At 60.3% G+C, this 22,260-nt stretch carries 16 protein-coding genes and 1 pseudogene; 5 read left to right on the forward strand and 12 right to left on the reverse strand.

Annotation, left to right across the window (positions count from 1 at the left end):
* From BLU52_RS00640 to BLU52_RS00650, 3 genes are read right to left on the reverse strand one after another with little or no spacing between them, the layout of a single operon-like run.
* On the reverse strand, positions 1–276 hold the full coding sequence (locus BLU52_RS00640) for a phosphopantetheine-binding protein (RefSeq protein ID WP_090280504.1): 276 nt from the start codon (positions 274–276) through the stop codon (positions 1–3).
* Entirely contained in the window at positions 254–1,066 is an 813-nt protein-coding gene (locus BLU52_RS00645) for a lysophospholipid acyltransferase family protein (RefSeq protein ID WP_090280506.1), read from the reverse strand. The genes BLU52_RS00640 and BLU52_RS00645 overlap by 23 nt, the downstream gene beginning before the upstream one ends.
* Positions 1,042–1,767, reverse strand: a complete 726-nt coding sequence (locus tag BLU52_RS00650) for a beta-ketoacyl synthase chain length factor (protein ID WP_090280509.1) — start codon at positions 1,765–1,767, stop codon at positions 1,042–1,044. The genes BLU52_RS00645 and BLU52_RS00650 overlap by 25 nt, the downstream gene beginning before the upstream one ends.
* A 357-nt stretch (positions 1,768–2,124) precedes the next feature.
* Here BLU52_RS00650 and BLU52_RS00655 point away from each other — a divergent pair, with 357 nt between their 5' ends.
* On the forward strand, positions 2,125–2,895 hold the full coding sequence (locus tag BLU52_RS00655) for a ParA family protein (RefSeq protein ID WP_090280512.1): 771 nt from the start codon (positions 2,125–2,127) through the stop codon (positions 2,893–2,895).
* Positions 2,896–3,026: 131 nt separating this feature from the next.
* On the opposite strand, the gene trxC is transcribed toward BLU52_RS00655, so the two are convergent.
* On the reverse strand, positions 3,027–3,461 hold the full coding sequence (trxC, locus tag BLU52_RS00660; RefSeq protein WP_090280515.1) for a thioredoxin TrxC: 435 nt from the start codon (positions 3,459–3,461) through the stop codon (positions 3,027–3,029).
* 197 nt (positions 3,462–3,658) lie between these two features.
* Here trxC and BLU52_RS00665 point away from each other — a divergent pair, with 197 nt between their 5' ends.
* On the forward strand, positions 3,659–4,093 hold the full coding sequence (locus tag BLU52_RS00665; protein ID WP_090280518.1) for a helix-turn-helix domain-containing protein: 435 nt from the start codon (positions 3,659–3,661) through the stop codon (positions 4,091–4,093).
* Between the two features lie 7 nt (positions 4,094–4,100).
* Here the strand turns inward: BLU52_RS00665 and selO are convergent, their stop codons facing one another.
* From selO to BLU52_RS27185, 5 genes and pseudogenes are all read right to left on the reverse strand, one after another.
* Positions 4,101–5,564 carry a protein adenylyltransferase SelO gene (selO, locus tag BLU52_RS00670; protein ID WP_090280521.1) on the reverse strand — a complete coding sequence of 488 codons (1,464 nt, stop codon included), beginning with the start codon at positions 5,562–5,564 and terminating at the stop codon, positions 4,101–4,103.
* A gap of 48 nt (positions 5,565–5,612) precedes the next feature.
* Entirely contained in the window at positions 5,613–8,966 is a 3,354-nt protein-coding gene (mscK, locus tag BLU52_RS00675; protein ID WP_090280523.1) for a mechanosensitive channel MscK, read from the reverse strand.
* A gap of 34 nt (positions 8,967–9,000) precedes the next feature.
* Positions 9,001–10,743, reverse strand: coding sequence for a potassium/proton antiporter (locus tag BLU52_RS00680; protein ID WP_090280529.1), 1,743 nt, complete (start codon positions 10,741–10,743; stop codon positions 9,001–9,003).
* A gap of 308 nt (positions 10,744–11,051) precedes the next feature.
* Complete coding sequence (locus BLU52_RS27180; protein ID WP_408003576.1) at positions 11,052–11,924, reverse strand: methyl-accepting chemotaxis protein; 873 nt, start codon at positions 11,922–11,924, stop codon at positions 11,052–11,054.
* Between the two features lie 30 nt (positions 11,925–11,954).
* A pseudogene (locus BLU52_RS27185) lies at positions 11,955–12,773 on the reverse strand (MCP four helix bundle domain-containing protein); the annotation flags it as partial.
* Positions 12,774–12,953: 180 nt separating this feature from the next.
* Here BLU52_RS27185 and BLU52_RS00695 point away from each other — a divergent pair.
* Entirely contained in the window at positions 12,954–13,184 is a 231-nt protein-coding gene (locus BLU52_RS00695; RefSeq protein ID WP_007909525.1) for a hypothetical protein, read from the forward strand.
* The gene (locus BLU52_RS00700) at positions 13,181–13,483 is read left to right on the forward strand and encodes a cell division protein ZapA (RefSeq protein WP_090280537.1); all 303 of its coding nucleotides are present in this window, start codon (positions 13,181–13,183) and stop codon (positions 13,481–13,483) included. The genes BLU52_RS00695 and BLU52_RS00700 overlap by 4 nt, the downstream gene beginning before the upstream one ends.
* Before the next feature lie 53 nt (positions 13,484–13,536).
* On the opposite strand, the gene BLU52_RS00705 is transcribed toward BLU52_RS00700, so the two are convergent.
* From BLU52_RS00705 to putA, 3 genes are all read right to left on the reverse strand, one after another.
* Positions 13,537–13,857 carry a hypothetical protein gene (locus BLU52_RS00705; protein WP_090280539.1) on the reverse strand — a complete coding sequence of 107 codons (321 nt, stop codon included), beginning with the start codon at positions 13,855–13,857 and terminating at the stop codon, positions 13,537–13,539.
* A 262-nt stretch (positions 13,858–14,119) separates the two neighbouring features.
* Positions 14,120–15,922, reverse strand: coding sequence for an acyl-CoA dehydrogenase (locus BLU52_RS00710; RefSeq protein ID WP_090280542.1), 1,803 nt, complete (start codon positions 15,920–15,922; stop codon positions 14,120–14,122).
* 244 nt (positions 15,923–16,166) lie between these two features.
* On the reverse strand, positions 16,167–20,120 hold the full coding sequence (gene putA / locus BLU52_RS00715; protein ID WP_090280545.1) for a trifunctional transcriptional regulator/proline dehydrogenase/L-glutamate gamma-semialdehyde dehydrogenase: 3,954 nt from the start codon (positions 20,118–20,120) through the stop codon (positions 16,167–16,169).
* Positions 20,121–20,577: 457 nt separating this feature from the next.
* On the opposite strand from putA, the gene putP reads away from it, so the two are divergent.
* On the forward strand, positions 20,578–22,062 hold the full coding sequence (gene putP, locus BLU52_RS00720; RefSeq protein WP_090280548.1) for a sodium/proline symporter PutP: 1,485 nt from the start codon (positions 20,578–20,580) through the stop codon (positions 22,060–22,062).
* Positions 22,063–22,260: the final 198 nt, after the last annotated feature.

Raw genomic sequence — 22,260 nt, forward strand, 5'->3', positions numbered from 1 at the left:
TCAAGCTGCCTGTCTGGCCGTGACAAAAGCCGCAAGGCTCGCCACGTTGGTGAAATGGTTGCGGGTGTCTTTGGCATCGGCGTCGATCTTGATGCCGTATTTTTTCTGGATGGCCAGCCCCAGTTCCAGCGCGTCGACCGAGTCCAGGCCCAGGCCTTCGCCAAACAGCGTCTGCTCGTCGCCGATGTCGTCTGGGCCAATGTCTTCGAGGCCGAGTGCGTCAATGATCAGCAGTTTGATGTCACGCATCAGGTCAGCGGTGTTCAGTTCGCTCATCTTCGGCGAGCTCCTTAATGAAATAGTCATGCAAATAATCGTTGAGCTTACGCGAGGCCTGCGGGGCAGGCCCTTGCGCGGCGAAGGTCTGTGGGTCTATATCGGCCCCCACGCGAAAACTGAAGTGCACGCGGCGTTTGGGGATGCGGTACCAGGGTTCGGCTTTGGTCAGGGTGGTCGGGCTGACCTTGATGATCACCGGCGTCACCATTTTCGCACCGCGCAGGGCAATCGCAGCGGCCCCCCGATGAAAGGCCGGCGGCTGCCCCGGCTGGGTGCGCGTGCCTTCGGGAAAAATGATCAGGGTCTGGCCGTTTTGCAGGGATTGGGCGGCGGCGTCGAGCATGTCCATGCTGCCGTCATTGCTGATGTATTCGGTACTGCGCAGGGGGCCACGGGTGAAGGGGTTTTCCCACAGGCTTTTCTTCACTACGCAATTGGCCTGGCGCACCAGGCCGATCAGAAATACCACGTCGATCAGCGATGGGTGATTGGCGATGATCATCTGCCCTGGTCGACCGAGGCGCTCGGCACCCTCGATGTCATAGGTCAGCACGCCGGTGCGGGCCATGAAACGCACGAAAAACCAGAACAGCCGACTGACGGTTTTGCGTGCACGTTGCCGGTGCGCAAGCGCATCGCCGGGCAGGCAGTTGAGCAATGGAAATACCAGCACGCGCAGGCAGAGGCCGCCCAGCCCGAACAGGGCGAAGCTTGCGGCGGTGGCCAGCAAGCGCCAGTAATAGGCGTCGCGGTTTTTCTCGGTCACGGGTTGCGTTGCCAGGTCCATACACGATTTTTCCACGCATGTTGGCAATGGGATTGCTGGCCGAGCAGGGTTCGCAGCAGGTTCAGCGCGTGCGGCCAGTGCGCCTTGGACAGTGTTTGCGGGGCGCTGTTCAAGGTCAGCCGCCAGTCGGTACCCGGCGTGAGCAGAAGCCCGAGCGCATAGGGGAACGGCACATCATCGACCCACGCCGAATAGGCCGCTGGCGGTTGCTCCTCGGTAATCACCAGCAGCACCGCCGGGGCACCTTCCGCCAGCAGGGCAGCCGCTTCGAGCATGCCGTGTTCCAGACCGTCGCCAGCGGCGGCGAGGGCGGTCATTTCACTGGTTTCGCCGCGCATGATCGACCACAGACCGATGATCGCGTTGTGCACCGAGAGGCTGAACTGGGTGGGCGACAGCGGCTGTTCGTTTGCCAGATCGCAAAGGATGTCGAAGGTGCGCGGGGTTTCGCCGTGGCGCGAGACGAACACCAGCGGCAGATTGTCCCGTCCGTCGGCCAGCGGCCAGCCGACGCTGAAGGCCATCCGCGCCAGACGGCTCAGCCGGCGGCGCTGCATGGCCGGCAAAAACGACACATCGGGCGCGGCATCACTGCTCTGGAGCACGACCGGTTGTCGGCTCCAGGCCTGCCAGGCGTCCACGCTGTCGAGCCCGGGAGCCCACGCGCGCCATTGGGCGATGTTGAAGTTGATCACGGACATTCATCCCGCCCCTGCGGGCAATTGTTGACGCGTTGAATCGCCCAGGCCGCGGCAGACCTGACGTGGCGCTCGGCGCCGGGTGGCGCGCATTATCCCGGTGCGACGGGTGTGTAGCAAATGCTGGTTACATTTTGCCCAACGAAATGTACCGACCGGTTCGCCGGGACGACTGTCATATGGCCATTATCCTGATTCCCACCTGGGTGTCTGTCGGCCTTATCGGCGATTAGTGGCGGTTATCGCGCTTACTGACCGCGGATTTTTGCACCTCTGGTTGTAGTCCGCGTCCGTGAAGGTAGCGAAGCGAGGTCGCGCGCATCTACACTCGGTCATTCTTTGATACACGGAGGTTTTGTCATGCGGCGCGTGGTGTTCAATCAGAAAGGTGGCGTAGGCAAGTCGAGCATTGCCTGCAATCTGGCGGCGGTCAGCGCCAGTGAGGGTTATCGCACGCTGTTGGTCGACCTCGATGCCCAGGCCAACTCCACTCAGTATCTGACCGGGCTGACCGGCGATGACATTCCGATGGGCATCGCCGATTTCTTCAAACAGACCCTGTCCTCCGGGCCGTTTTCAAAAAAGAACCAGGCCGACATCTACGAAACCCCGTTCGACAACCTCCATATCATCACCGCCACCGCCGAACTGGCCGACTTGCAGCCAAAGCTCGAAGCCAAACACAAGATCAACAAGCTGCGTAAATTGCTCGATGAACTGGCCGAAGACTACGACCGAATCTACCTCGACACGCCGCCAGCGTTGAACTTTTACGCGGTATCAGCGCTGATCGCCGCCGATCGGGTGCTGATTCCCTTCGACTGCGACAGTTTTTCCCGTCAGGCCCTGTACGGCCTGATCGCCGAAATCGAAGAACTCAAGGATGACCACAACGAAGGCCTGGAAGTCGAAGGCATCGTGGTCAATCAATTCCAGGCCCGGGCCAGCCTGCCGCAGCAGATCCTCGATGAACTGATTGCCGAAGGTCTGCCGGTGCTGCCGGTGTACCTGTCCAGCTCGGTACGCATGCGTGAATCCCATCAGGCGAGCATGCCGCTGATCCACCTCGACCCACGGCACAAGCTGACCCAGCAGTTCGTCGAACTGCATGACCTGCTCGAAGGCCACTGACCCCCCCGAAACCACGCGAATCCCTGTAGGAGTGAGCCTGCTCGCGATCAGGCCGTTGCATTCAACACTTGCGTTGACTGACACGACGCCATCGCGAGCAGGCTCACTCCTACAATTGGATCTGTGGGGTGTCAGATCCCCTGGCTGCGCAACCAGGCCATCAACTGCGGCAACGGAAAAGCACCACTCTGCCGCGCCACTTCCTTGCCGTTCTTGAACAGAATCAGGCTCGGAATCGAGCGAATCCCCAACTGCGCCGACAACTGCTGATTGGCCTCGCTGTCGAGCTTGGCCAACCGACACTTGCCCGCCAACTGCGCCGCCGCCTGCTCGAACACCGGCGCAAACGACTTGCACGGCCCGCACCAGTCCGCCCAGACATCCACCAGCAGCGGCAGATCGCCCTTGATCTGACTGGCGTAATCGCCTTGCTTGAGTTCGAACGGTTTGCTCAACAACACCGCCGATTTGCAGCGCCCGCATTTGGGCTGATCGGCGACGCGCTCGGCGGGGATGCGGTTGAGGCCGTTGCAGGACGGGCAGGGGATGAGGAGTGGTTCGGACATGATGGGCTCTCCGGCGGAAGTCTATGAGACTGATCTGGAGGCAAAGTCACCATTATCAAGGATTGGTCCGTAGGTCATTACCTTCGCTATTAGAGAAATAGCCTACGTGCGTTAGTGCGGCGGCTGACTATCTGTATCTGATCGAATCAGTAATCTTGTGCGGACCTGAACAAGTTATCTTTTGGACGTCCATCTTTATGACCGTCAAAACAATTAACCGCCTCTCACTCTCGGAGCCTGTAAAGGGTTCTGAATATCGAAATACGGGTCTCTCCCCCCATTCGCTGCATCCTCCAGAAAGTGAAGATGACTACGATACCTTGGTGTTAGTGCTCGACGAGCTACTTGAGATTACGGGCGACGATGAGTCGCATCCTTTGATGAGCCTTGTAGATATCATCGGTGACTGGATCGAGGAGTGGGATCACACCCATCATTCCATGGCCCAAGCGAGTGGCGAAGAGGTTCTCGGTTACATGATGCGTGAACACGGCCTGACCCAAAGCGACTTGCCGGGCGTCGGTCCTCAATCCGTCGTTTCGGAAATTCTCAGTGGCAAGCGCAAGCTGAACCTGCGCCAAATTCGCTGGTTGGCTGAGCGCTTCAATGTGCCCATCGACGTGTTTACCTGATTCTGGCTCAGGAAGAGCAACTGATCTCCAGATGCTTGCCCCACTCCGGCGGCCGTTCGGCGTAACTCTCCATCCCCGGCTGCTGTTCAAACGGGTTGCTCAGCACTGCATGCAGTCGGCGCACTTCGGCGTAATCGCCTTGCTCGGCCGCGTCGATGGCTTTTTGCGCCAGGTAGTTGCGCAGGATGTACAGCGGATTGACCGCGTGCATCCGGGCGCGGCGCTGCTCTTGATCGGTATCGCCGTCACGAGCGACGCGGGCGATGTAGCGTTCGCCCCAGGCATCGAAACCCTTGATGTCGACGAAATCGTCCCGCAAGCGGGCGATGGCCTGTTCAGCTGATTCTTCACCGAGGCGGCGGAAGAACAGCGTGTAGTCGACCCCGCTGTTCTGCATCAGTTGCAGGAGGTTTTCCAGCAGTTGTTGGTCGTCGTCTTCGGCAGTTGTGAAGCCGAAGCGGCGGCGCATCAGGTCGAGGTAATGAGCCTGAAAAAGAGGCAAATACAGGCCCAGGGTTTCGCGCAGGGCTTCGACGCTGATGAACGGCGTCAGAGCCTGGGCGAGGGCGCTGAGATTCCACTGGCCGACCGGCACCTGATTGCTGAACGAGTAACGGCCCTGATCATCCGAGTGGTTGCAGATGAAGTTGGCGTCGAAATCGTCGAGAAAGGCGAACGGGCCGAAGTCGAAGGTGATGCCGAGGATCGACATGTTGTCGGTGTTCATCACGCCGTGGCAGAAGCCGTAGGCCTGCCATTTGGCGATCAGTTCGGCGTTGCGCTCCACGATCTCGCGGAACATCGCCAGATACGGTTCCGGTTGTTCCAGGCATTCGGGGAAATGCATCGCCAGAACGTGCTCGCCGAGCTGCTTTTGCTGTCCGGGACGCTTGGTGTAGTAGAAATATTCGAAATGGCCGAAGCGGATATGGCTCGGTGCCAGGCGCAGCACCATCGCCGCGCGTTCCTGTTTCTCCCGCCAGACCGGCGTGTCGGAGCCGATCACGCAGGCTGCGCGCGAGGAAGGAATGTTCAGCGCGTAAAGGGCTTCGGAAGCCAGAAATTCGCGGATCGATGAACGTAGCACCGCACGGCCATCGCCCATGCGCGAAAACGGCGTCTGCCCTGCGCCCTTGAGGTGCAGGTCCCAATGTTCGCCGGCATTGTTGTAGACCTCGCCGAGCAGCAAACCACGACCGTCGCCCAGTTGCGGCGTATAGCCGCCGAACTGGTGGCCGGAGTACACCATCGCCCGTGGCTCCGCATCGGCCCACAGCTTGTGGCCGCCGAACAGTTCGGCAAACTCTTGAGTTTCGGCAGTCGCCGGGTCCAGGTCGAGCAGGGCCAGTGCGGCCGGGCTGGCCACTACCAGCCGTGGATTATCGATCGGCTCGGGCAGTACGTGGGCGGAGAAGGCGTCGCCCAGGCGGGCGAAGCGATTGTCGAATATCAGTTCGTCGAGGGCTTTCACGGGCCGGCTCCAGCAGAATGTCCGAGCATTCTGCTGGGACCATAGCGGTTAGTCGAGTTTGCTCGGTGGCGGTTCCGGCAACGGTTTCTGTGCGTCGACGACCGGCGCGATGGTTTTGTTCTCTGGCTCCACCGGCACCATCTTGTATTCCTGGCCCTGAAGGTTTTTCAGATAGACCTCCATCTGCCGGAACGAGATGTTGATGTGCTGCTTCTTGAACTCGCGGTTGATGAAGCGGTTGACCTCATCGAGCACCGGGTTGCGGTCGCCGAGGTCGCGCACGTGCATGCGCAGCTCGTGGTCGAGGGTGCTTTCGCCGAAATTGAGGAAGTACACGTGCGGCTCCGGTTCCTTGAGCACGCGCGGGTTCTCCCGGGCGGCCTTGAGCAGCAGTTCCTTGACCAGATCCAGGTCCGAGCCGTAATCCACGCCGAGTTTCAGGGTGACGCGGGTGATGGTGTCGGTCAGCGACCAGTTGATCAACTGGCCGGTGATGAAGGTTTTGTTCGGGACAATGATGTCCTTGCGGTCGAAGTCGGTAATGGTCGTGGCGCGGATGCGGATCTTGCTCACCGTGCCCGACAGGTTGCCGATGGTGATGGTGTCGCCGATCCGCACCGGACGTTCGAACAGGATCATGATGCCGGAGATGAAGTTGGCGAAGATCTCTTGCATGCCGAAACCGAGGCCGACCGACAGCGCCGCCACCAGCCATTGCAACTTGTCCCAGCTCACGCCGAGGGTCGACAGGGTCGAGACGAAGCCGACACCGGCAATCACATACGACAGCAGAGTCGTGGTTGCATAGGCGCTGCCCTGAGCCAGATCGAGCTTGGACAGCACGAACACTTCAAGCAGACCGGGCAAGTTGCGCGCCAGAGCGAAAGTGATGCCGATGATGATCAGCGCGCCGAGCATGTCGCCGATGCTGATCGGCACCATGCTCATGTTGGCGCCGGTACCGCTGGTGTATTCGTAGAGGGTGATGTTGTCGAGGTACGAGAACACCGAAATCAGGTCCGACCAGACCCAGTACAGTGCGGCGATGAAGCCGCCGAGCAGGGCCAGACGGATCAGCCGCAGGGACTGTTCGTTGACCTTTTCGATGTCCAGCGTCGGTTCTTCGATCACCGCTTCGCCGTCGCCGGCCTCTTTCGCCGCCTGCCGTTTGGCCAGCGCACGCTGGTAAGCCAGACGGCGTGCAGCAACGCTCAAACCGCGAACGAAGGTGGCTTCGATCACCAGCCAGAACATCAGCAGATACAGCGTGTTGATCAGTCGGTCGCTGAGTTTCAATGCGGTGTAGTAGTAGCCGAAGCACACCGCGACAAACAGGGCGATCGGCAGCAGGGTGAACAACACGCCGACGGCCTTGCGGAACAGCGAAGTGTTTTCGTGGGTCGGGCTGGCAATCAGCAAGCGGCTGAGCAGCCACGCCATCAGGGCGTAGCAGGTCAGCACCACCGGCATGCCGAGCACATCGTCGGCCAGCGCGGCCGGTTGCAGTTCGGCGACGGCAACGATGGTCACCAGCGCCATCACCACCAGACCGAGGCGACGGATCCAGCCCTGGAGGAATTCGACCTGCGGTTTTTCCCAGCGGAAGTGCAATTCAGCCACGCCGCCCGGCGCCAAAATCCGGTAGGCGGTGTAGAACACCAACCACGCCTGACCCATTTGCAGCAACGCCGCGCCCATGTTGGCGTTCTGCCCGCGCGCGTCGATCTGCAAGGCCAGCCCACACAGCGCCAGCCCCAGCGCCACCGGCATCGCCAGCAGAATATTGATCAGGATCGCCTGCGGTGTATGCCACTGGCTGTCGCGTTTGAAGTGACCGATGTCCTGATGGACCTTGTTCAACCGCGCATAGAGATTCTTGCGCCGCCACAGCAACGCGCCGATCAACAGCGCCAGCGGCAGGAACAGCAGCGGTCGCTGAGTCAGGCCGTCGACCAGCTCACTCAGGCTGGAAGCCCAGGGCAGGGTGTTGACCTGACGCTCCAGACGCTCCGGCACGCCGCGCATCCATTCGACGTCCAGCGGTTTGTTGCTGGGGATCCAGAACATCTGTTCATCGAGGGTGGCGCGCAGGCTCTGCGCGGTGCTGAGCAATTGCTTCTGGTTGAGCTGCAGAGTGATCGACTCGTTGAGCACGGCGCTCAATTCGCGGTTCAGCCGTTCGAGCAGATCGGCGCGGGTGTTAGCCAGATCCAGCAGGCTCTTGCGCAGTTGTGGGGTGACCTGTTCCGGCGGTTGCGTGGCCAGCAGATTGTCGACGTAGGTCGCCGGGTTGCTGAGCAATTCGCGCTGCTGGCTGACTTCGAACTGATACAGACGAATATCGGCGATCTGATCGGCCAGATCGCGGTCGACCTTGAGATGCGGCAGCGCCTGTTTCTGTTTATAGAGAATCTTCGACAGCAGCAGGCTGCCCTTGAGCACGTTGATCTGCTCGTCGAGGGCGGAGTCGCTTTGGGTCAGGCTGTCGAGTTGCTGCTTGGTCTGCAGGTTCTGCTGGGTGACTTCGTTGAGCCGGTCAGTGCTTTTGAGCAGATAGTCGGAAAGTTTGAGGTTGGCCGTACTTTCGCTGGCGAGCAGGCTGCTGCCGCCGGCCTTCTGCGCTTCGATCGACTGCTGGGTCACGGTTTCCTGCGACTGCGCCAGACGCTTCTGGTTGATCAGGGTTTGCAGTTCCTGAATCTCGCGGTCGAGGCGGTCGGATTTTTCCGAGAGGAGGTCATGTTGAGCGTTGCCCAGATCCTGCAACTGGCTGTTGCCGGCCAGTTCCTGACGGCGCAGCGGGATCAACGCATTCAGCGCTGCCAGCTCGGCATTCAACTGGTCGCGCTGCTCGGCGCTAACGGTTTTACCCGCATCCTTGCCGGATTTGAGGATGTTGTTGATCTGCTGAATACGCGTCTGGCTGGCGGAGATTTCCGCCTGGGCGCGCTCGGGGCGGGTCTGCGCGGTGATGATCAGGCTGTTGGCGTCGGCCAGGGCCTTTTGCAGGTCGCTTTGCTGGGTCGAACGCTCGGTGAGAATCTGCTCCAGCTGCGGAATCGATTCCTTGGCGAAGCGCTGTGCCACCGGCACCACTGCAGTGGCTTTGAGGCGTGCCAGCTCGCGGGTGTTTTCGATGGTCTGCTTGGGGGCGCTGGCCAGTTGCTGCTTGAGATCGACCAGTTTCTGCTCGTAATCCCGGCGATTGGTCAGCTGCGTGAGGGTACTTTGCAGCACGCCCTGCAACGTTTTTTTATCAGCGTCCGGCAGTTTGCTGTCGGCAAGCTTGTCGAGGCTTGCCTGCACGGCATCGCTGGACGGTGGTTCGGCGGCGTACAACGGGCCGACAGTGAGACTCAGGCCCAGCAGGGCCGCGGCGAAAAAGGAGCGCAGGGTAGGCATAGAGACCGGTCAAGCAAGTGAGAGTGGACGCAGTTTAGAGGAAGAGCCCGGGGCCCGGGCGACTTCCTTCGGGGAATCTGACGCCCACTTTGCCGATCTTGTTCCCGTCCATGACCGCCACGGTCCAATGGGTGTTGTTCCACTCCACCTGGTCACCGACGATAGGTGCACCGCCGACTTTCTGCGCAATGAAGGCGCCCAGGGTCATGTCCGGATCGATGCCCTCGGCCGGTAAGCCATAAAGCGCCGCAACCGCTTTAAGCTGGGCGTCTCCTTCGAGCACGAAGTCGCCGAAAAAGCGCAGATCGAGGCCGCGCTGCGGCGCCTGACTGAACAGTTTTCCGAGCGCGCCGAGGTTGTGTTCATGGCCAATAACACACAGCAAATCATCGACTTCCAGCACCGTACTACCCGACGGATGGAGCAGTTGCTGGCCGCGAAACAGGGCTGCGATGCGCGTGCCTTCGGGCATTTTCAGCTCGCGCAGGGGCGAACCGATGCACCATTTCTCCGCGCCGAGCTTGTAGACGAACAGCTCCCACTCACTGGTGACATGGACTTCCAGTGCCGAGCGGGAAATCGGCGCCGGCTCCGGCGGCACCGTCACCTTCAACAGTTTCGCTACCCACGGCAGGCTCGTGCCTTGCAGCAGCAGCGACACCAGCACGATGAAAAACGCCAGATTGAAATACAGCTGCGCATTCGGCAGCCCGGCCATCAGCGGGAACACCGCGAGAATGATCGGCACCGCGCCACGCAGGCCGACCCAGGAAATAAAGGCTTTTTCGCGACCATGGAAAGCCTTGAACGGCAGCAGGCCGACCATCACCGACAGCGGCCGCGCAAACAGAATCATCCACAGCGCCAGAGCAAGCGCAGGCACGGCGATCGGCAGCAGATCGTGCGGGGTGACCAGCAACCCCAGTACCAGAAACATGCCGATCTGTGCCAGCCAGGCCATGCCGTCGAGCATGTGCAGGATGCCATGACGGCTGCGCACCGGACGGTTGCCGATCACCAGACCGCACAGATAAACGGCGAGGAAGCCGCTGCCGTGCAAGGCATTGGTCAAGGCGAACACCACCAGCCCGCCGGCGATCATCAGAATCGGATACAGACCGGTCGCCAGGTTGATCCGGTTGACCAGTTGCAGCAACACCCAGCCGCCGCCGAGGCCGATCACGCCGCCGATGCCGAATTCGCGGATCAGGTGGGTCAGCAGGCTCCAGTGCAGGCCGGTCTGGCCGCTGGCAAGCATGTCGATCAAGGTGACGGTGAGAAACACCGCCATCGGGTCATTGCTGCCGGATTCAATTTCCAGCGTGGCGCTGACCCGTTCGTTGAGGCCTTTGCCGCCGAGCAGCGAAAACACTGCTGCGGCGTCAGTCGAGCCAACGATGGCGCCGATCAGCAGGCCTTGGATCAGATTCAGGTCAAACAGCCAGGCTGCGGCCATGCCGGTGAGCCCGGTGGTGATCAACACGCCGACAGTGGCCAGCGATAGCGCTGGCCATAACGCCACGCGGAAGCTCGACACCCGTGTGCGTAAACCGCCGTCGAGGAGAATCACCGCCAGCGCGAGGTTGCCGACCAGATAGGCTGTCGGGTAGTTATCGAAAATGATCCCGCCGCCATCGACCCCGGCGGCCATGCCCACCGCGAGGATGATTACCAGAATCGGAATGCCGAGACGCGAGGACAGTGAGCTGACCAGAATGCTTGCGCCTACCAGCAACGCGCCGATCAAGAACAGGCTGTTGATGGTCGTCGCATTCAAAGGCAGTACTCCAGAAGCGTAAAGACGGGCACAAACTGACCATGCAGTCTGCGTGCCAGCGATTCTAACCTGTTGAAATGTGATGCTGTCAAAAAGCTTTTGCAGCGGCGTTGCGGGTTTGGTGTACGGCTCAGGATCGCTGCCCCTCACCCTAGCCCTCTCCCGGAGGGAGAGGGAACTGGCCGTGGCGGATGTGAGAGATCCGCTGACTTGGGATATCGAGTTGTACTCAGGTTTTGAACAGCCCGCAAAACGGCTCCCTCTCCCTCTGGGAGAGGGCTGGGGTGAGGGTGCTCTTGATCCGATGATTAGAGGCTGAATCGCCCAACCATGTTGTTCAGATCCAGCGCCAACCGCGACAACTCATTGCTCGCCGCGCTGGTCTGATTCGCCCCGGTCGCCGATTGCACCGACAGATCACGAATGTTGACCAGATTGCGATCAACCTCACGCGCCACTTGCGCCTGCTCTTCGGCGGCGCTGGCAATCACCAGGTTGCGCTCGTTGATTTCGACGATGGCGCTGTTGATGGTGTCCAGCGACATGCCGGCACCACGGGCGATGTTCAGCGTCGATTCGGCGCGCTCGGTGCTGTTGCGCATCGAGTCGACGGCGTGTTCGGTGCCGCTCTGGATGCTGCCGATCATCCGCTCGATCTCGCTGGTCGACTGCTGCGTGCGATGAGCCAGCGCGCGGACTTCATCGGCAACTACCGCAAAACCACGCCCGGCCTCGCCCGCGCGGGCCGCTTCGATGGCCGCGTTCAGCGCCAGCAGGTTGGTCTGATCCGCGAGGCCGCGAATCACGTCGAGCACCTTGCCGATATCGCGGGATTCATTGGCCAGATCGCCAATCAACGAAGCGGTGCTTTGCACGTCGGCGCTCATGCGTTCGATGGCGCTGACGGTTTCCTGCACCAGATCGCGACCGTCGCCAGCCGATGTGGTGGCATTCTTCGAGGCTTCCGAAGTGCTGACGGCGTTGCGCGCCACTTCTTCGACGGCGCTGGTCATCTCGTTGACCGCGGTGGCCGCCTGTTCGATTTCGTTGTTCTGCTGGGTCAGGCCACGGGCGCTTTCGTCGGTGACGCTGTTCAGCTCTTCGGCGGCAGAGGCAAGTTGGGTGGCCGAGCCGGAGATGCGCTGCAGGGTGTCGCGCAGTTTCGTTTGCATCTTCGCCATCGCCGCCAGCAGACGCCCGGCCTCATCACTGCCATCGACATGGATCGGCTGGGTCAGGTTGCCTTCGGCGATGGTTTCCGCCGCATCGAGTGCCTTGGCGATCGGCTTGGTGATGCTCACGGTCAGCAGCCACGCGAACAGCATTGTCAGGCCGGAGGCGATCAGCAGCAGGCTGACCACCAGATTGAAAGACATCGAATACTGATCCTTGGCCCCCTGGTCGATGTCGGCGATCTGCTGAGTATTGATGTCCAGCAAGCGTGCCAGCGCGGTGTTCACCGCTTCCGAATTGGACAACAGGTCGGTGTTGAGCAGTTGCTGCAACGCATCGATCTGATTGTTGCGCGAGAGGGTTTTCATCCGCTCTTCGAGCTGGCGGTATTGTCCCAGCAACTGCACATACTGATCGTACGCCGAGCGTTCTTCAGGGCTGGAGATCAGCGGCTCGTAAGCACGTTGCGCCTCGGTGATCTGGCGGTTGCGCATGTCGAACAGCTCGATGGTTTTCTGCTGCACGTCCGCTTCGCGGTTGATCAGCAGGCGATACGACAGAACGCGCAAGCGCAGGGTCAGTTGGGTGAATTCATCCAGCGCCTTGATCGACGGCACGCTGGTGTTGGCGATGTCTTCGCCCGCCGAGCGGATCTTGCTCATCTGATTCAAGGCGAAGACGCCGAGAATCAACATCAGGCCGCCGATCAGGGCGAAACCGGTGAACGCCCGGGGGGCGATATTCATATTGCGAAGGGACATGGGCGGATACCGAAAAGGGCCGCATCCATGCGGGTTGAGCTGCTGTATGGCTGACTTATCGGTCATACGACTAAAGTCTTGAGTCGGTGTGCGCATTTGTCGCAGCGGGAGCGGGGCGACGAAGTGCAGGAACCAGATCGGCAGATCACAGTCTTTTAAACTCGCGGGAACGGTCAGCCGCCAGGAAAATCAAGGCTTTGCACCGGTTTAACCCTGGCATCTGTGGTGACTTTTCTTTATCGTACGCGCCCTTTGAAAAACGCTTGGAAGATCAAAATGTTGGAAGCATCCCTCAGCCAATTGGAACAGCTCGTCAGCGACCTGGTGCAACAGAACCAGACCCTCGCGCAGACCAACCAGACCCTGTCCACGGAACTGGCCCAGGCCAAGGATGAAAACGAAAGCCTGCAACTGAACCTGATGGAGCAGGAAGAAAAACACGGCGCCACCGCTGCCCGCATCCAGGCACTGGTTGATCGCGTCAATGCCGGCCCTGTCAGCGCATGAACCATGGCACAGCAGGGGTAAAAGTCATCTCCATTCTCGGGGAGGACTATTCGATCAAGGCACCGGCCGGGGAAGAACAGACCCTGCTGGACGCGGCCATGATGCTCAAGGCCGCGCTCGAAGATACCAAGCGCAAATACCCGACCCTGATCGGCGACCGCTTGCTGGTGCTGGCGGCGATGAATCTGTGCTCGCAGCAGATCGAAATGAAGAAGCAGCACCAGGAAGAACTCGACCGTTATCAAGAGCAAGTCAGCGCCACGGTCGACACCATCGCCAAGACCATCAATCAGAGTTGACGGGTCGCCAGAATCTCGTCGCCCCTCAACGGAGCGCTCTGTTCAGGGGCGCTTCAGGCGATGACCAGTTCGCAGTGATATCGACCGCCAGACTCGAAAATGTTTTTTGCAGTTATGGTGCGTTTGCTTCCGTTGAAATCAAACGTTTCGTGCTTGCTGGCAGCCCAAAGCATAACGTCATGGGAAACAGGTTGCTCAGACACCAGCGTTTCATCTTTCAAAGACACTTCAATTTTGTAGTCGAAATCGCTGGCGGCGAAGTGTTTTGCGGTCACTACCGCGTCGTTTTGACCACGTCGCAGCGTATCGCCGATTTTTATGTGCAACAGCATGAGGTCAAGAGATTCGCTTTTTGTCGACTTTAGCTCGTCCATATCCGTATCCGTTGTGTGGTTTACCATACGAAGATTCAAGGATACGCGCCCATTTCTTCGGCGGAACCTGTCAGGTTTTACAGGTGACAGGACAAGCGTTTTATGGGTGTGCAGCAAAGCAACTGGATATGATCAGGCTGAGCTGATGCGTGATCAATCTGGCTCCTGCGCAAGCAAGCTACTCGCACCGGGATCACGCCCAGAGACCCTGTGAGAACGGACTGCCTGCGAAGAGGGAATAAGCCGCTACGCACGTTCGAGATCAGAACCACTCCTCCCGCATCCCCAGACACGTATCATCCCGCGCCTCGAGCAAGTCCAGCTCATGCTGGCAACCTGGCACTTCCCACGTCAGGAAATACCGCGCCGCCTGCAACTTGCCTCTATAGAAGTCGGCGTCCGCGGCATTTCCCTTGGCCAGTCCTTCTTCGGCGCGAATCGCCTGCTCCAGCCAGCGCCAGCCAATCACCGTATGCCCGAACACCTTCAGGTACAGCGCCGAGTTCGCCAGACTGCTGTTGACCTTGCCCTGCGCCAGATCGGTGAGCAAACCGAGGGTCACGGTTTGCAGGCGGGCCACGAGTTTTTCCAGCGGCTCACACAGCGCGGTCAGCGATTCATGCGCGGTTGCACGTTCGCTCGCAGTGGCGATCAGGCGAATCAGTTGTTTCAAGCCTGCGCCGCCGTTCTGCGCCAGTTTGCGCCCGAGCAGATCCAGCGACTGAATGCCATGAGTGCCTTCGTGAATCGGGTTCAAACGGTTGTCGCGGTAGTACTGCTCGACCGGATATTCGCGGGTGTAACCGTGGCCGCCGAGAATCTGGATCGCCAGTTCGTTGGCCTTCAGACAGAACTCCGAGGGCCAGGATTTAACGATCGGCGTCAGCAGATCCAGCAACTCATGGGCCTGTTTGCGCTCGGCTTCGGTTTCAAGCGTGGTGGTGTCATCGAACAGGCGCGCGGCGTACAGACCGAGGTCAAAGGCACCTTCGACGTAGGATTTCTGCGTCAACAGCATGCGTCTGACATCCGCGTGCTGAATGATCGCCACCGGTGCGGTGGTCGGGTCCTTGCTGTCCGGCACCCGACCTTGCGGCCGTTCGCGGGCGTACTCCAGCGAATACAGGTAGCCGGCGTAACCGAGCATCACCGCACCCATGCCGACGCCGATACGCGCCTCGTTCATCATCTGGAACATGTAGCTCAAGCCCTGATGCGGCTTGCCCACCAGATAGCCGACGCACTCGCCGTTATCGCCGAAGTTCAACGCTGTGGACGTGGTGCCCCGCCAGCCCATCTTGTGGAACAGCCCGGCCAGCAGCACGTCATTGCGTTGGCCAAGGCTGCCGTCATCGTTGACCAGAAACTTCGGCACGATGAACAGTGAAATACCTTTAACTCCCGGCGGCGCGTCCGGCAGCTTGGCGAGGACCATGTGCACGATGTTTTCCGACAGCGGATGGTCGCCGCCGGAAATGAAAATCTTGTTGCCCTTGAGGCGATACGTGCCGTCGGACGCAGGCTCGGCTCGCGTGCGAATATCCGACAGCGACGAACCGGCATGCGGCTCCGTCAGGGCCATGGTGCCGAAGAAGCGCCCGTCGATCATCGGCTGCAGAAACCGCTGCTTCTGCTCCTCGGTGCCAAAGCTTTCGATCAGGTTCGCCGCGCCCATGGTCAGGAACGGGTACGAGGTCGACGCCGCGTTGGCCGACTGAAAATGCGCGAAGCACGCTTGCGACAACAGCGTAGGAAGTTGCATGCCGCCGGCATCGAAACTTCTCGCAGCGTTGAGAAATCCGGCTTCGAGGAAGGCATCCACCGCCGGTTTCACTTCGGGAATCAGAATCGCCCGACCGTCTTCGTAGCGTGGCTCGTTCTCGTCGCCCTTGCGGTTGTGCGGGGCGAAATATTTCTCGGCGATGCTGCGCGCGGTACCGATGGCAGCGTCGAAGGTCTCGCGATTGTGCTCGGCAAAACGTTCACGCCGAATCAGGCCCTCGGCATCGAGGACTTCGTACAGCTCGAAAGCCAGATTGCGGGAACTGAGCAGCGTCTCGGACATGATGGCTTACCTGAAAAGGAGGTTGGGCCGAGTCTAAGGCGCGGGAATAGAGGCTGAACAGGATGATTGATGGCGGTGATGGAGGGGCGGGGGCAACACTAATCAAATGTAGGAGTGAGCCTGCTCGCGATAGCGGTCTGTCAGACACATTCATTTTTTTTGACAGACCGCTATCGCGAGCAGGCTCACTCCTACAGGTATTTCATTCCAGGCGACCATTGCGGTCGCCTGGACTTACAGCTGTTTAGCCGATGGTCATCAAGCTCGCATTACCGCCCGCTGCAGCGGTGTTAACACTCAACGCGCGCTCGATCACCAGACGCTCCAACGCAATATTGGTCTCGCCCTGGGACAAGCCCTGAACCCCAACGATCGCGCCGGCACGCTTGGCAATCTGCTGGCAAACGCCGCGCAACTGGTCGGAATGGCCGTGATGCAGAACCGCATCAAACACCACTTCGTCTTTGTTCCAGTCAGCAACCAGCTTGATCCGCGCCTGAATCTCCTTCGGCAGGCGTGCAAACAGTGCCTTGCTGATGTCGGATTCCGGCCATACCGCCGAACCGCCCACGGCCAATACCGCAGCCAGTTGCGTCAGCAGATCACCTTCAACCTCCGCCAGGCACAACACATGCTCGCGCGGCAGGATGGCGTAGCTGTTCTTCTCGCCGGTCGGGCCGGCCAGTACGCGGGTGATGCCGCTCTGCGATTGCGCTGCGTACTGCACGCACAGAGTGCTCAGGTCAGCGTATTTGTTGCTCTCAGCCCAGGTTTTCAGCGCGGTCAGCGGTTTGCTCATGGCGTCGCGCAGGCGAACGTCCGGCGCTACAACGGCATCACCGCGAGCGAAGGATTGTTCGATAGCGTCGGTAGGACGTGTCGACAGCAGACGGTACAGGTACAGCGGGCCACCGGCCTTCGGACCCGTCCCCGACAGGCCTTCGCCGCCGAATGGCTGCACGCCGACCACGGCACCGACGATGTTGCGGTTGACGTAGACGTTACCGGCGTTGACGTTGTCGATCACCTTGGCGATGGTCTCGTCGATGCGCGTGTGCACACCCAGCGTCAGGCCGTAACCGGATGCGTTGATCTGACCGATCAGCTGATCCAGCTCTTTGCGCTTGTAGCGCACCACGTGCAGCACTGGCCCGAAGATTTCGCGTTGCAGTTCGTCGAAGCTTTCCAGCTCGATCAAGGTCGGCATGACGAAGGTGCCGCGTTTGACTTCTTCGCTGTCGGCGATCGCCACTTGATACACGGTGCGACCTTTGTCGCGCATGGCCTGGATGTGCTTGTCGATGCCGGCCTTGGCTTCGGCGTCGATCACCGGGCCAATGTCCACGGACAGACGCTCAGGGTTGCCCAGACGGCTTTCCGCCATGGCGCCTTTGAGCATTTCGATGACGCGATCAGCGGAATCTTCCTGCAGGCACAAAACCCGCAGCGCCGAGCAACGCTGACCGGCGCTGTCGAAGGCCGACGACACCACGTCGATCACCACTTGTTCGGTGAGTGCCGAGGAGTCGACGATCATCGCGTTCTGGCCACCGGTTTCGGCGATCAGCGGGATCGGACGGCCCTGGCTGTCGAGACGCCCGGCAATGTTGCGTTGCAGCAAGCGCGCGACTTCGGTGGAACCGGTGAACATCACGCCTTTGACGCGCTCATCACCGACCAGACCGGCGCCGACCGTTTCACCGCGACCCGGCAGCAGTTGCAGCACGCCTTCCGGAATCCCGGCTTCAAGCATCAGGCGCACGGCTTGAGCCGCGACCAGCGGAGTCTGTTCGGCGGGTTTGGCCAGTACCGGGTTACCGGCAGCCAGCGCCGCAGCGACTTGACCACTGAAGATCGCCAGCGGGAAGTTCCACGGGCTGATGCACACCACCGGGCCCAGTGGGCGGTGGGCGTCGTTGCTGAAATCGTTGCGTGCCTGCACCGCGTAATAACGCAGGAAATCGACCGCTTCGCGGACTTCGGCGATGGCGTTGGCGTAGGTCTTGCCGGCTTCGCGAGCGAGCAGGCCCATCAGCGGCTGGATCTCGCCTTCCATCAAGTCAGCGGCACGTTCCAGAATCGCCGCGCGCTCGGCCGGCGGGGTGGCCTGCCAGATCGGTGCGGCGTTGAGCGCGCATTGGATGGCGTTGTCGACGTCCTCGACGGTGGCTTCCTGCACGTGACCGACCACATCGCGATGATCCGACGGGTTCAGTACCGCGGCCGGCGTTTCGTTGCTCGACGCGCAGCCGAGCATCGGAGCGGCTTTCCACTCGTTGTGCGCCGTGGCGAGCAAGGCGCAGGACAGCGAGGCCAGACGATGTTCGTTGGCCATGTCGATGCCGCTGGAGTTGGCGCGCTCGGCACCGTACAGGTCACGCGGCAGCGGAATGCGCGGGTGCGGCAGGCCGAAACCGCCTTCCACGGTCGCCATCTGCTCGATCTGCGCCACCGGATCGGCAACCAGTTCCTGAATCGAAATCGACTGGTCGGCGATGCGGTTGACGAACGAGGTGTTCGCACCGTTTTCCAGCAAGCGACGCACCAGATACGCCAGCAGCGTTTCGTGCGTGCCGACCGGCGCGTACACGCGGCACGGACGGTTCAGCTTGCCTTCGGCGACTTTGCCGACAACCTGTTCGTAGAGCGGTTCGCCCATGCCGTGCAGGCACTGGAATTCATACTGGCCGGGGTAATAGTTCTGACCGGCAATGTGGTAAATCGCCGACAGGGTGTGGGCGTTGTGCGTGGCGAACTGCGGGTAGATGGCTTCCGGCACCGACAGCAGTTTGCGTGCGCAGGCGATGTAGGAAACGTCGGTGTACACCTTGCGGGTGTAGACCGGATAGCCTTCCAGGCCTTCAACCTGGGCGCGCTTGATTTCGCTGTCCCAGTAGGCGCCTTTCACCAGGCGGATCATCAGGCGGTGACGGCTGCGGCGTGCCAGATCGATCACGTAGTCGATCACATACGGGCAACGCTTCTGGTACGCCTGAATAACGAAACCGATGCCGTTCCAGCCGGTCAGTTGCGGCTCGAAGCACAGGCGCTCGAGCAGATCCAGCGACAGTTCAAGACGGTCGGCTTCTTCGGCATCGATGTTCAGGCCGATGTCGTATTGCTTGGCCAGCAGGGTCAGCGACAACAGGCGCGGGTACAGCTCGTCCATCACGCGCTCGTATTGGGCGCGGCTATAACGCGGGTGCAGCGCCGACAGCTTGATGGAAATGCCCGGGCCTTCATAAATCCCACGGCCGTGGGAGGCTTTGCCGATCGAGTGAATGGCTTGTTCGTACGACGCCAGGTACTTCTGCGCATCGTGTTCGGTCAGCGCCGCTTCACCGAGCATGTCGTAGGAATAACGGAAGCCCTTGGCTTCGAACTTGCTCGCGTTGGCCAGGGCTTCGGCGATGGTTTCGCCGGTGACGAACTGCTCGCCCATCAGGCGCATGGCCATGTCGACGCCCTTGCGGATCATCGGCTCGCCGCTCTTGCCGATGATGCGGCTCAGCGAAGAAGTCAGGCCGGCTTCGTTGTGGGTCGAGACCAGTTTGCCGGTCAGCAGCAGGCCCCAGGTCGCGGCGTTGACGAACAGCGACGGGCTGTTGCCCAGGTGCGGCTGCCAGTTGCCGGTGCTGATCTTGTCGCGGATCAGTGCATCGCGAGTGCCCTTGTCCGGGATACGCAGCAGCGCTTCGGCCAGGCACATCAGCGCCACGCCTTCCTGGGATGACAGGGAAAATTCCTGAAGCAGACCCTGAACAATGCCCGCACGGCCGCCGGCACTTTTCTGGTTACGCAGTTTTTCCGCAATGGTTGCGGCAAGCTTGTTGGTGGCTTCGGCCATCGCTGCCGGCAGGCGTGCCTGCTCGATCAGCATCGGCACCACTTCCGGCTCAGGGCGACGGTAAGCGGCGGTGATCGAGGCGCGCAGCACCGATTGCGGCAGGATGCTTTCGGCGAATTCGAGGAAGCACTGGTGGGCGTGATCGGTATGGACTTCACCGGCGTCGTCGGCATCCTTGGCGGTCAAACCGTTCAGCTCGGTCAGGGTTGCACCACCCTCGAGTTTTTCCAGGTAATTGAAAATTGCCTGCTTGATCAGCCAGTGCGGCGTGCGATCTATCGAGGTTGCGGCAGCCTTCAGGCGTTCGCGGGTCGGGTCGTCGAGTTTGACCCCAAGGGTGGTGGTAGCCATATTTTTATCCTCATGGTTGCCACAGTTGCGTGGCATCAGCTGGCGGCAAGATTAGCCGTGCGCTGAAGGAGGTGCAACCGGGTGCAACCCTTTTTTGTCGGAAAAATCCGCAACTCGTCAGGAAATAAATTCCGCGAGGAAATCCCTGCTCCTGCTTGGTGCTTTTGCTTCTAGCAAAGGGCCATGACTGCTACAAAAGGGAGCAAAAACAAGGCGATTGTCGGTAATTCCGACTGGGTGCAACTTATTCTCATGAAATTGGTTGCACCTCATTTGATTTGTTGCATAGCATTCGCGCCCAAGGTGCAACCGGATCGAATCCGGTGTACCGGCTGATGGCTTTCCTGGGGAAACATCAGTCATAAATGCGCGGGATCCCGGATCGTCTGCCAAACGTCGTCGTTTGCGTGCGGTTCATCGCCGCCGCTACATAAAAACAAAGCCAGGGCGTAACTCAATGAGCGTAAGCAATCCAACCCTGATCACGTTCGTGATCTACATCGCAGCAATGGTGCTGATCGGCTTGATGGCCTATCGCTCCACCAACAACCTTTCTGACTATATTCTCGGTGGTCGCAGCCTCGGCAGCGTCGTCACCGCGCTGTCTGCCGGCGCCTCCGACATGAGCGGCTGGTTGCTCATGGGCCTGCCGGGCGCCATCTACATGTCCGGTCTGTCCGAAAGCTGGATCGCCATCGGTCTGGTCATCGGTGCCTACCTGAACTGGCTGTTCGTTGCCGGCCGTCTGCGCGTGCAGACCGAGCACAACGGCGACGCCCTGACCCTGCCGGACTACTTCGCCAGCCGTTTTGAAGACAAGAGCGGCCTGCTGCGGATCATCTCGGCGATCGTGATTCTGGTGTTCTTCACCATCTACTGCGCTTCCGGCATCGTCGCCGGTGCCCGCCTGTTCGAAAGCACCTTCGGCATGTCCTACGAAACGGCGCTGTGGGCCGGTGCGGCGGCAACGATTGCCTACACCTTTATCGGTGGTTTCCTCGCGGTGAGCTGGACCGACACCGTACAAGCCACGCTGATGATCTTCGCGCTGATTCTTACGCCGATCATCGTCCTGCTGGCCACCGGCGGCGTCGACACCACGTTCCTGGCCATCGAAGCTCAGGATCCAAGCAACTTCGACATGCTTAAAGGCACCACCTTCATCGGCATCATCTCGCTGATGGGCTGGGGTCTGGGCTATTTCGGGCAGCCGCACATCCTCGCGCGTTTCATGGCTGCGGATTCGGTGAAGTCGATCGCCAAGGCGCGTCGCATCTCCATGACCTGGATGATCCTGTGCCTGGGCGGCACCGTGGCCGTGGGCTTCTTCGGTATCGCTTACTTCTCGGCACACCCGGAAGTTGCCGGTCCCGTGACCGAGAACCACGAGCGCGTGTTCATCGAACTGGCCAAGATCCTCTTCAACCCTTGGATTGCCGGTGTACTGCTGTCGGCCATTCTGGCTGCTGTCATGAGCACCCTGAGCTGCCAGTTGCTGGTGTGCTCAAGCGCCCTGACCGAAGACTTCTACAAAACCTTCCTGCGTAAATCGGCTTCGCAACTGGAGCTGGTCTGGGTCGGTCGTGCCATGGTCCTGCTGGTTGCGCTGATCGCCATCGCACTGGCCGCCAACCCGGAAAACCGCGTACTGGGCCTGGTGTCCTACGCCTGGGCCGGTTTCGGTGCCGCGTTCGGCCCGGTAGTGCTGATTTCCGTGATCTGGAAAGACATGACCCGCAACGGCGCGCTGGCCGGCATCATCGTCGGTGCTGTCACCGTGGTGGTGTGGAAGCATTTCGAACTGCTGGGTCTGTACGAAATCATCCCGGGCTTCATCTTCGCCAGCCTGGCGATCTACTTTGTCAGCAAGGCCGGCGAGCCGACTCGCGGCATGGTCGAGCGCTTCCAGGCAGCGGAAAAAGATTTCAATCTGAACAAGTAAGGCGCTGAGCTTCGGCTCACATCAAACGGCCCGTTTCCGAAAGGAGACGGGCCGTTTTTTTGTGCCCATGATTCTCTGATTCACCACCAACACTTGTAGGAGTGAGCCTGCTCGCGATAGCGGTGTGTCAGTGACGAAAATGTTGACTGAGACACCGCTATCGCGAGCAGGCTCACTCCTACAGGGTTCGGTGGTGTG

This window comes from Pseudomonas granadensis, from assembly GCF_900105485.1.
GTDB lineage: Bacteria > Pseudomonadota > Gammaproteobacteria > Pseudomonadales > Pseudomonadaceae > Aquipseudomonas > Aquipseudomonas granadensis.

Coding starts and splice junctions, on each gene's coding strand:
- BLU52_RS00640 (WP_090280504.1), bottom strand. CDS start 276: ATGAGCGAACTGAACACCGCTGACCTGATGCGTGACATCAAACTGCTG.
- BLU52_RS00665 (WP_090280518.1), top strand. CDS start 3,659: ATGACCGTCAAAACAATTAACCGCCTCTCACTCTCGGAGCCTGTAAAG.
- BLU52_RS00650 (WP_090280509.1), bottom strand. CDS start 1,767: ATGTCCGTGATCAACTTCAACATCGCCCAATGGCGCGCGTGGGCTCCC.
- BLU52_RS00695 (WP_007909525.1), top strand. CDS start 12,954: ATGTTGGAAGCATCCCTCAGCCAATTGGAACAGCTCGTCAGCGACCTG.
- BLU52_RS27180 (WP_408003576.1), bottom strand. CDS start 11,924: ATGGCGAAGATGCAAACGAAACTGCGCGACACCCTGCAGCGCATCTCC.
- BLU52_RS00710 (WP_090280542.1), bottom strand. CDS start 15,922: ATGTCCGAGACGCTGCTCAGTTCCCGCAATCTGGCTTTCGAGCTGTAC.
- trxC (WP_090280515.1), bottom strand. CDS start 3,461: ATGTCCGAACCACTCCTCATCCCCTGCCCGTCCTGCAACGGCCTCAAC.
- putP (WP_090280548.1), top strand. CDS start 20,578: ATGAGCGTAAGCAATCCAACCCTGATCACGTTCGTGATCTACATCGCA.
- mscK (WP_090280523.1), bottom strand. CDS start 8,966: ATGCCTACCCTGCGCTCCTTTTTCGCCGCGGCCCTGCTGGGCCTGAGT.
- BLU52_RS00655 (WP_090280512.1), top strand. CDS start 2,125: ATGCGGCGCGTGGTGTTCAATCAGAAAGGTGGCGTAGGCAAGTCGAGC.
- BLU52_RS00705 (WP_090280539.1), bottom strand. CDS start 13,857: ATGGACGAGCTAAAGTCGACAAAAAGCGAATCTCTTGACCTCATGCTG.
- BLU52_RS00700 (WP_090280537.1), top strand. CDS start 13,181: ATGAACCATGGCACAGCAGGGGTAAAAGTCATCTCCATTCTCGGGGAG.
- putA (WP_090280545.1), bottom strand. CDS start 20,120: ATGGCTACCACCACCCTTGGGGTCAAACTCGACGACCCGACCCGCGAA.
- BLU52_RS00645 (WP_090280506.1), bottom strand. CDS start 1,066: ATGGACCTGGCAACGCAACCCGTGACCGAGAAAAACCGCGACGCCTAT.